Raw genomic sequence first — 6,439 nt, 5'->3', positions numbered from 1 at the left:
ATAAAGCTTTTTTAGAAAGAGCTCTAATTGATGGTTTTTTCTCTTTTATTAAACTCATTATTAACACAATTAAAATTTCTTTTATCTTTTTTCTTAAAGAAAAATCTGGTAGAATATTAATGACCATAGTTTTCACCTCCCGGGGTTTGGATGTTATCTCTTTCTAATCTAATTCTAACCCTGGGAGGTTTTTCTTTTCAAAAACTGATTACAGGTCAGGAATTTCTCCTCATTGACAATCTGTATATTAGAGGATAAAATTGGTTAGTCCAGTTTATGAGAGGTGTTTTAGAGTGAAGCCAATTGTTAGAACAAAATTGACGGATAGTATTGTAAAAGCTATTATGGAGTATGCTGTATCTCAGAATATGAAGGTGGGGGATAGGCTACCTTCAGAAAGGGATCTTGCACGTGCTTTAAGGGTTAGCAGACCTCTTTTAAGAGAAGCCATAAGAATTATGGAAAGTTTAAATCTTGTAGAGGTAAAGCCAGGAAGTGGTATATACATTAAAAATCCCTTTACTCCTGAAATGTTTTATATAGTCCTTCATGTAGATACAAAGGAGAAGGAAAGACTTCTTGACGTAATAAAAGTAAGAAAAGCATTGGAAAAGCTTGCTTTTGAGGAAGTTATAAAAAATATAGATGATGAGGAGATTAAAAGTATTGAGAAGTTATTAAATATTCTTGAGGAAACTCAAAGGAGAAGCGAGGAGAGCTTGGAAGAGCTTTGGAACTTCTATAGTGCCATATATAGAGCTTCAAAAAATAAATTTCTCTATGATTTTTTGGAAGGTTTAAAGGACATCTTTTTATCCTGGCAAGACCCACGGGAAAATCCAGTTTTTGCAGAAAAAACTTACTCATATCATAGAGAAATATTTGAGGGAATAAAAACAAGAAATATTCAAAAGATCCATATGCTGATTGATAGGTTTTATAAAATGTGGGAGGATGAAATAGAGAAGCTATTTAAATAAATTTTTGTTTATATTATAATATGGTAAGACCATTTAATCATTTTATCAATTTTGGAGGTTGGTGAATTATGGAAGAAAGAAAATATATTATTGATACCTCTAATAGTGCCTATTCAAAACTTCACCCTGTTTCTGTATCCTCGGTAAAACTTACAAATGGGCTTTTAGCAGATAGACTAAGGGTAGTTAAAGAAGTTACTATTCCTACCCAATATGAGCTTTTAGAACAAACTCAAAGAATAAATAATTTTAGAAGAGCAAGTGGAAAGATACAGGGAGATTATTTTGGATTTTTCTTTAATGATACGGATGTGTATAAATGGATTGAGGCAGTTTCTTTCTCCTTGATGACGGAGAGAGATGAAAATTTGGAAAGGTTAGTGGACGAGGTAATTGAGGAGATTCGTCTTGCTCAAGATGAGGATGGATATCTTGATACATTCTTTACCTTTGAAAAGAAGAAGGATAGATGGACAAATCTAAAAGATATGCATGAGCTTTATTGTGCAGGGCACCTTATACAAGCAGGAATAGCCTACTATAGGGCTACAGGGGAAAGAAGTCTTTTGGATATTGCTATTAGATTTGCAGATCATATTGATTCTGTTTTTGGTCCTGGTAAAAGGGAAGGAACCAGTGGACATCCTGAGATTGAAATGGCTTTAGTGGAGCTATTTAGGGAAACAAAGAATTATAAATATCTTAATTTAGCCAAATTTTTTATTGATGAGAGAGGCAAAGGTTTAGTAGGCGGAGATTTATATCATATAGACCATAAGCCCTTTAGAGAGCTGGATGAAATAGTTGGGCATGCAGTAAGATCTCTTTATTTAAATTGTGGAGCTACAGATTTGTATTTGGAAATTGGAGACCAGGAGATTCTTAATGCCTTGGAAAGGCTATGGCATAACTTTACAGAAAGAAAGATGTATATTACAGGAGGTGCAAGAGCAAGACATGAAGGAGAAGCCTTTGGAGAGGAGTATGAACTTCCTAATGAGACTGCCTATGCAGAAACTTGTGCCAGTATTGCTAATATGATGTGGAACTATAGAATGCTTCATGTATCTCCTGAAGGAAGATTTGCAGATATGATGGAGCTTGTTTTGTACAATGGATTACTTTCTGGCATCTCCTTAGATGGAGAATATTATTTTTATGTTAATCCTCTAAGTAATAATGGTAAGCATAGAAGACAGAAATGGTTTGCTTGTGCCTGTTGCCCACCAAATATAGCAAGACTAATTGCAAGTTTGCCAGGGTACATATATTCAAAATCCTTTGATGGTATCTGGGTGCATCTTTATACATCAAATTTGGCAAAAATATCATGGAATGGAAAAATAATAGAGTTTGAGGTTAATACCCAGTATCCCTGGGACGGTTTAGTGGAATTTAACATAAATACTGACGGAGAATATAGTCTTTACTTAAGAATACCTAATTGGTGTAAAAAGTATTCCATATATGTAAATGACACACAGATCTTCCCCACAAAATTGAATGGATATGTGAAGATAGAGAGGGAATGGAAAAAGAAAGATGTTTTAAAGCTTGATCTTTCCATGGAGATACAACTAATAGAGTCCCATCCAAAAGTTTTAGATAATACAGGAAGAATTGCTATAAAAAGAGGACCAATAGTCTATTGTTTGGAACAGGTGGATAACTCATTTAATATTTGTGATTTAGAAATTCCTACAGATACTATTTTAACCTCGAATTTTGAGCCCATATTAGGTGGCGTTGTTGTAGTAAGAGGAAAAGGGAAATTGGTGGATAGAAATATATGGAAGAAAAATTTATATTTACCAGTTAAGGAAGTAAGTTCAAAGATGTCTGATGTGGAATTTAAAGCTATCCCTTATTATGCTTGGGCAAATAGAGAACAAGGTCCCATGCAGGTTTGGATTAAGAGGAGATAGATCTGTGACGTAAATCACATTTATTTTTATTTTCATCTGTTATAATGTAGGTATAGCAGAAGGGGTTTTTTGAGAGAAAAAACATCTTCCGCTAAATATTGTTCCACGAAAGGAGATGTTTATTGTGAAGAAGGTTTCCCTTTTCCTCTTATTTTTCCTTTTTGTTTTTGCAATCTCTGGATGTACCCAAAAGGATACAGTAAAACCGCAGGTGAGTATTTTATCGCCACAAGATTCATCGGAGGTTTCAGGTGTAGTCACTATTGAGATTCAGGTAATGGATAATATTGGTATCAAAAAAGGTGGAGCTTTTTATTGATGATGTAAAGGTAAAAGAGTTTACTTCTTCTCCCTATAAGTACGATTGGGATGTATCAGGTTATGATGATAATTCAGAGCATACCATATATGCAAAGGCATACGATAATGCAGGAAATGTTGGAACAAGCAAGGTGGTAACAGTAGTTAAGGTTCCCTTTGCACCTGTATTCATAGATAAGTTTGAAGATTCTGTTAATACAACCTCTACCCTCTTTAGTTCTTTCTATAGTGAAACTGTAAATGGAACAAGAAATATTTCTTTTGTGGATGGAATAGAGGGAAAAGCTGTGCATCTTGATGAGTTAAATAGCTATGTAGGGTATAGCTCTCAATGTATAAATCCTACTGAGGGAACCATAAGATTTTATTTCAAGCCAGATGCTGATATGTATACTGTTTACAATGATCCGAATTTAGGTTATCCCCATCAAGGATTTTTAATAGATACAGTAGGATGGCTTTACGCATATACTGGAGCTTTTGGGTTCTCTCTACTTTTTAGAGGAGGAAATATTACTAATATGGCTTATGGCACTTGGAATAGCTCTGATTGGTCTACTGCTAATTCTAACCCTGATTATTCAGACACTAATAACTTTGTTTTTGAGAGTGATAAATTTTACGATATAGCTATTACTTGGAACAAAACCCAAGGTAAACTAAGAATCTATATAGATGGAGTATTGAAGGCAGAGGCAGATTATAATGCGGATCTAAATAATACTTATCAATTTTTCATTGGTCACAATCCCTTTCAAAATTATTGGCCCTATGAAGCTCGATCCCTAAGAGGTACCTACGATGAGCTTAAGGTTTACGATAAGGATATCTTTTCTGACTAAAGATTAGTATTTGGGGAGGGGAATAATCCCCTCCCTTCCCCATCTTTAATTTTATATTACAAACCGCACATATATCTAAAGAGGATGGCTCTCCACAGATCTTACATCTCCCCATAGATTTTACTTCTTTTTCCTCCCTTTTTTCAAATAAGGGATGGATCTTTTCCATGTATCCATTTAGGAATCTAAGCTTTGTTCCAGGGAATTTTTCCTCTATATTTCCCAATATTTCTTTATACTTTAAGGAATTGGCTCCAATACTTAATGGGCACTCTTCCTCTATGTATTTTATCCCATTTAAAAAGGTATATATGGCACTCTCCTTTTCTGATATTCTAAAATATGGTTTTACTTTCTTTGCGAAGCCCTCTTCCTCCTCAAGAACTGGATATTGTCTTCCCAAGTACTCTAAATGCCAATTCAATATGTTATTAAGAAGTACTGCGGATTCGTCATCTAAATTGTGCCCTGTAGCAAGTACATTATAGCCTTCTTCTCTTGCTACCTTGTTCATGTAATATCTTTTTATAGTGCCACATATGGAGCATGCAGGCTTATTCTTTATCTTCTCTTTAATCTCTGGTATTCCTCCCATCTCCCTTTTTAGATCGATAATGTATAATCTTCTTCCAATCTTTTGGGCAAAATCCTCGGTAATCTTTCTACTTTTTTCAGAGTAATCATATATGCCCAAGTCGATATGCAAGCCATCTGCATCATAGCCAAGCTTATTTAAGGCATACCAAAGCCCTAAACTATCCTTTCCTCCAGATACTGCGACAAGAATTCTATCCCTTTTTGTAAACATCCTAAACTCTTTTATGGTTCTTTCTACTCTTCTTTCAAACCACTCTATATAATGCTCTTTGCAAAGCCTAATATTATGGGCTGGTAGGTCGATAATAGCTTTATTATCCATCCCCTTACTTTTACAGATAGTACATTTCATTATTTATCCTCCTGAGACCGCATTTATAACCTCAATTTCATCAGACGGATAAATATACCCATCCATCTCAATCTCTCCATTTTTTACCACAAAGGCATACTCCCTTGATAGCCCAAGATTTTTTAGAATTTCCTCTATCATGAGCTTATCTTTTTCTACCTTTATCTCGTAGATCTTTCCTCTATACTTTACCTTATAATTGTAAATGCCCATACAATTCCTCCCTTTTTAGTATATTTTCTATGAATATTTTACCATAAAATTTAGTATTTTTCTTTACTCTTTTGGATTATTCTGTCACCCACTCCTCTATTTTTTTAATAGAAAGGAGGTGAGATAGATGGCAGTAAATTCTATTCCTTACAATTCTCGTTTGATTTTAAGGGTTCAGGTGGGATTTCAACAAGGAAATCCAGTAATAAGAAGTAGAAGCTTTAATAATGTTAAGGCGGATGCCAGTGACAGCTCTGTTTACGCAGTAGCAGAAAAGTTGGCAAGTTTGCAAAAATACCCCTTAGTAAAGGTGGTAAGAACCAATGATGAGGAGTTAGTTGAAATGTAATGAGTGAAAGGGAGGTGAGAGAATGGCAAATTTCTCTTCAAGAAAATATATAAGGCTTGTTTTTAGGGATAGTGGAGGAAGCAATTTTACTATAAGAATTCCAGATCCAAAGGATGATGTTACAGAGGAGGAGCTTTTACAAGCTATGGACCTAATCATAGCCCAGAATATATTCCAGGGGAGGACAGGAGATTTAGTAGCAAAGGTAGATGCAAGGGTTATTGAGACAAATATTAGTGATTATTACGATTAATTTTGGGCAGGGGAATTCCCCTGCCTATTATAAAGGGGGAGGTTTCTATGTTTGAGAGCTTGGTAAAAAAATTAACTTTTAAATTTAGTTTTCTCTATCAAACTTTTCCCAATTATACCTGCAAAATTTGTAATAAGAAAAAGAACTTTATGTTTTTTATAGATGATACTCCAGTATGTCCTGAATGTTTGCCCACATTTTTTGAAAAGGAATTTCTTCCCTTATTAATTTCAAAGGTAATTTTAGCTTTAGGGGATAAGGAGATAAAAGATGCGTAGAGTAAATGAATTAAAAATATCTCCTCATTTTCTTTTGATGGATTTCCAATGTAGATGTTGTGAACAAGTAAAGATACATCCAGATCTTTTGGAAAAAATGGAGATTTTGTGGGAGAAGACAAAGGGAGGTTTTGTTATAACCAGTGGGTATAGATGCGAGAAGCATAACATGGAGGTTGGAGGAGTGAAAAATTCAAGGCATACAATGGGAAGAGCCTGCGATATTACTGCAAAAAATCTAAAGGAGGTTTATGAGATAGTAAAAAGTTTAGGTTTTAGATATTGTAAGATAGATGAGGGGAAGAGATATATTCATATGGAGGTTTGAT

General features: G+C 34.5%; 10 protein-coding genes. 8 read left to right on the top strand and 2 right to left on the bottom strand.

Features of this window, described 5'->3' with window-relative positions; genetic code table 11:
• The first annotated feature begins 293 nt into the window (after positions 1-293).
• The 4 genes from CBR30_06340 to CBR30_06325 all read left to right on the top strand — a co-directional run bounded on the left by CBR30_06340 (position 294) and on the right by CBR30_06325 (position 4,068).
• Positions 294-980: a hypothetical protein gene (locus CBR30_06340; protein PMQ01441.1), complete on the top strand. Its 687-nt coding sequence runs from the start codon at positions 294-296 to the stop codon at positions 978-980.
• 68 nt (positions 981-1,048) lie between these two features.
• Positions 1,049-2,905 carry an arabinosidase gene (locus CBR30_06335; GenBank protein ID PMQ01440.1) on the top strand — a complete coding sequence of 619 codons (1,857 nt, stop codon included), beginning with the start codon at positions 1,049-1,051 and terminating at the stop codon, positions 2,903-2,905.
• A gap of 124 nt (positions 2,906-3,029) precedes the next feature.
• Positions 3,030-3,224 carry a hypothetical protein gene (locus tag CBR30_06330; GenBank protein ID PMQ01439.1) on the top strand — a complete coding sequence of 65 codons (195 nt, stop codon included), beginning with the start codon at positions 3,030-3,032 and terminating at the stop codon, positions 3,222-3,224.
• Entirely contained in the window at positions 3,187-4,068 is an 882-nt protein-coding gene (locus tag CBR30_06325) for a hypothetical protein (protein ID PMQ01438.1), read from the top strand. Before CBR30_06330 ends, CBR30_06325 begins: the two co-directional genes overlap by 38 nt.
• Here the strand turns inward: CBR30_06325 and CBR30_06320 are convergent.
• Together CBR30_06320 and CBR30_06315 are read right to left on the bottom strand one after the other, a co-directional pair.
• Entirely contained in the window at positions 4,034-5,017 is a 984-nt protein-coding gene (locus tag CBR30_06320; GenBank protein PMQ01437.1) for a TIGR00269 family protein, read from the bottom strand. The genes CBR30_06325 and CBR30_06320 overlap by 35 nt on opposite strands.
• Before the next feature lie 3 nt (positions 5,018-5,020).
• A complete protein-coding gene (locus CBR30_06315) occupies positions 5,021-5,230 on the bottom strand; it encodes a thiamine biosynthesis protein ThiS (protein ID PMQ01436.1) in 210 nt (69 codons plus the stop codon).
• A 127-nt stretch (positions 5,231-5,357) separates the two neighbouring features.
• On the opposite strand from CBR30_06315, the gene CBR30_06310 reads away from it, so the two are divergent.
• Genes CBR30_06310 through CBR30_06295 form a run of 4 tightly spaced genes read left to right on the top strand, consistent with a single transcriptional unit; the run spans position 5,358 to position 6,438 of the window.
• Positions 5,358-5,579 carry a hypothetical protein gene (locus tag CBR30_06310; GenBank protein ID PMQ01435.1) on the top strand — a complete coding sequence of 74 codons (222 nt, stop codon included), beginning with the start codon at positions 5,358-5,360 and terminating at the stop codon, positions 5,577-5,579.
• Between the two features lie 22 nt (positions 5,580-5,601).
• Positions 5,602-5,832 (top strand): hypothetical protein, encoded by a 231-nt coding sequence (locus CBR30_06305; GenBank protein ID PMQ01434.1) that lies wholly within the window; start codon positions 5,602-5,604, stop codon positions 5,830-5,832.
• Between the two features lie 47 nt (positions 5,833-5,879).
• Positions 5,880-6,110: a hypothetical protein gene (locus CBR30_06300; protein ID PMQ01433.1), complete on the top strand. Its 231-nt coding sequence runs from the start codon at positions 5,880-5,882 to the stop codon at positions 6,108-6,110.
• A complete protein-coding gene (locus tag CBR30_06295) occupies positions 6,103-6,438 on the top strand; it encodes a hypothetical protein (GenBank protein ID PMQ01432.1) in 336 nt (111 codons plus the stop codon). Before CBR30_06300 ends, CBR30_06295 begins: the two co-directional genes overlap by 8 nt.
• Position 6,439: the final 1 nt, after the last annotated feature.

The organism is Dictyoglomus sp. NZ13-RE01 (assembly GCA_002878375.1).
Taxonomy (GTDB): domain Bacteria; phylum Dictyoglomota; class Dictyoglomia; order Dictyoglomales; family Dictyoglomaceae; genus NZ13-RE01.
The sequence above is the reverse complement of the archived record's forward strand: the minus strand, read 5'-3'. Positions and strand labels throughout refer to the sequence as shown.